Source organism: Spirillospora sp. NPDC046719, from assembly GCF_040645715.1.
Taxonomy (GTDB): Bacteria; Actinomycetota; Actinomycetes; order Streptosporangiales; family Streptosporangiaceae; genus Spirillospora.
The window spans coordinates 1-2,720 of sequence record NZ_JBEYYT010000761.1 but is presented as its reverse complement, the minus strand read 5'-3'; the positions used below and the strand labels follow the sequence as shown (position 1 = coordinate 2,720).

Genomic DNA, 2,720 nt, shown 5'->3' with positions numbered 1-2,720 from the left:
GCCCGGGCGGCCGCGGCGCGCCCGCCGCCGCCCCCCCCCCCCCCCGCCCGCCGCCCGCCCCCCCCGCCCGCTCACACCCCGAACGGCGCCGCGTACTCGATCACCCCGGACGGCACCGGACCGGACGACCCGGCCGGCACCAGCGCCATCAGCGCCTCGTCCGGCACCTCGAACCCGGCCGACACCCCCAGCGACGACGCCCGCACGAACCCGAACCGCGGGTAGTACGCCGGATGCCCCAGCACCACCACCAGCCGCTCGCCCCGCCGCGCCGCCCCGGCCAGCGCCGCGCGGACCACCGCGCCGCCCGCACCGCGCCGCTGGTACTCGGGCAGCACCGCCACCGGCGCCAGCGCCAGCGCGTCCGCGCCGCCGACCCGGCAGCGCGTCAGCAGCGCGTACGCGGCGACCCGCCCGCCGGAGTCCTCGGCGACGAACGACAGGCCCGGCAGCCACGCCGGGTCACCGCGCAGCGCGTCCACCAGATCGGCCTCCTCGGCCGTCGGGAACGCCGCCTCCACGACCCGGCGCACCGCCGCCGCGTCCGCGCCCGCCTCCGGGCGCGTCGTCCACTCCCCGCTCATCGGTCGCGCCCCCGCTCCTTGTACATCTGGCGCTGCCACCGGCGCACGGCCTTCCACTCGTCGCGCCGCTCGGCGCGCAGCCGCGCGTCGGTCCGCGAGGCGATCCACGCGTTCTCGCGCAGCAGCCTGCGGTAGCTGTCCAGGCGCCGCTGCGGCAGCGACCCGTCCGCGACGGCCGCCAGCACCGCGCAGCCCGGCTCGCCGAGGTGCGCGCAGTCGCCGAACCGGCAGCCGCCGGCCAGCTCCTCGATATCGGCGAACGTCCGCCGCAGCCCGTCGCCGGCGTCGAACAGGCCCACGCCCCGCAGCCCCGGCGTGTCGATCAGGACGCCGCCGCCCGGCAGCGGGAGCAGCTCCCGCCGGACGGTGGTGTGCCGCCCCTTGCCGTCGGACGCCCGGACCTCGCCCGTGGCGAGCGCGTCGGCGCCCAGCAGCGCGTTGCCGAGCGTGGACTTGCCCGCGCCCGACGGCCCGACCAGCACCACCGTGCCCGACAGGACCGCCGCGACCACGTCCACGCCGTCACCGGTCGCGGCGCTGCACGCCACCACGTCCACGCCCGGAGCGGCGGCCGCGACCTCCGCCTCCGCCTCCGCGGCGGAGGCGACCCGGTCGGCCTTGGTGAGCACCACCACCGGCCGGGCGCCGCTCTCCCAGGCCAGCGCGAGCAGCCGCTCCAGCCGCCCGAGAACGGGATCGGGCACCAGCGGCACCGCGATCGCGACGGTGTCGACGTTGGCGGCCAGCACCTGGCCGCGCGAGTCACGCGCCGCCGACGACCGGACGATCGCGGTGCGGCGCGGCAGCAGCGCCGCCAGCACCGGACGCCCGTCCGGACCGCCGGGCCGCAGCGCCGCCCAGTCGCCGGTGCACGGCACCGCCGCCGGATCGGCCGGTGACCCGAGCGCCCCGGCCGACGCCCGGCCCGGACCCGACTCGGTCACCACGTCGCACAGGCCGCGGTCCACCGCGGCGACCCGCGCCGGCACCAGCCCGGCCGCGCGGTGAACGGAGAAGACGTTCTCCAAGGTCTCGTCCCAGCCGTAGGCGGACAGGGGAGACCCGTCGAAAGAAGACAACGGAATGGAACCCTTCGCAGGAAGGGGCCTCGGCGAGCACGCCGGACGAAGCGGACCGGGGTCAGCCGGAGGCCCGGGAGATGAGGACGGGCTGGCTGCTGCGCGCAGCAGCGACCGCGACGACGGCCATGCACCTCACCCCCCTTTCGGTTCCGGCGCCCACCCTACCGGCCGCCCCGCGCCCGGGCCAGGCGATTAACGGCGGCACCGGCGAGCACACCGGCGGACACCGGCAGCGCGGGCGAAGGGGAGTGGAATGGGTAAACGGAAAGTATGGTGATTTGGGGCGGCGGACCGTGATGGGGGGCGTGACCGTGGACGAAAGGGACCGGCGGGACGAGCGGCCGCACGAACCGCGCGAATCTCGTGAACCGCGCAGGCCGCACGAGCCGGAGCGGGGGCTCGCCGAGCGCGCCGACCGGGCCGCGGCCGAACGCCTGGAAGACCTGTGGAACGGGCTCGCGCCCGTCGCCGGCGGCGCCGCCCGCCTCGCCACCATCGTCAGCGAACCCGTCCGGCACGCCGCCCGCGACGCCGCGTCCCTCGCCGCCGCCCGCATCGTCGAGCAGATGGCCGGCACCCCGGTGATGCGCGCCGTGGAGAAGGCCGCCCGCGACGCCGCCGTCAAGGCCGCCTCGGCCGCCGCGGAGAAGGCCGTGCGGGAGGCCCGCGCCGCCGCCGAGGCCAACCCCGCCACCGCGCCCGCCGTCGAGGCCGCCACCGCCGCGATGACCCTCGCCGAGCAGGCCGCCCGGCACCCCATGGCGATCGCCGCGCGCCGCCTCGCCGCCCGCAGCCCCCTGGCCCGCGCCGCCACCGCCACCGCGCTGGACATGGCGGGCCGCACCATGACCACCGCCGCCGCCTCGCCCGCCGTGCAGGCCGCCACCCGCGCCGTCGTGGACGCCGCGATCGACGCCGTCGCCGACGCGGCCGGCGACGCCGCGCTGGTCGCCGGCCGCGACATCGTCGGGCGCGTCGTCCGGGAGACCGCCCGCGAGACCGCCCGGGACCTGGCCGCCGCGCTGCGCGACCGCGCCCGCGGCTCCGCCGAGCT

At 79.0% G+C, this 2,720-nt stretch carries 2 protein-coding genes and 1 pseudogene; 1 reads left to right on the top strand and 2 read right to left on the bottom strand.

What is annotated here, in order from left to right; translation table 11 throughout:
- Positions 1-71: 71 nt before the first annotated feature.
- Positions 72-584 (bottom strand): GNAT family N-acetyltransferase, encoded by a 513-nt coding sequence (locus tag ABZ914_RS49805; RefSeq protein ID WP_500201587.1) that lies wholly within the window; start codon positions 582-584, stop codon positions 72-74.
- The gene (rsgA, locus tag ABZ914_RS49800; protein WP_500201586.1) at positions 581-1,663 is read right to left on the bottom strand and encodes a ribosome small subunit-dependent GTPase A; all 1,083 of its coding nucleotides are present in this window, start codon (positions 1,661-1,663) and stop codon (positions 581-583) included. The genes ABZ914_RS49805 and rsgA overlap by 4 nt, the downstream gene beginning before the upstream one ends.
- Positions 1,664-1,971: 308 nt before the next feature.
- Here rsgA and ABZ914_RS49795 point away from each other — a divergent pair.
- Positions 1,972-2,720, top strand: a pseudogene (locus ABZ914_RS49795) (hypothetical protein); the annotation flags it as partial.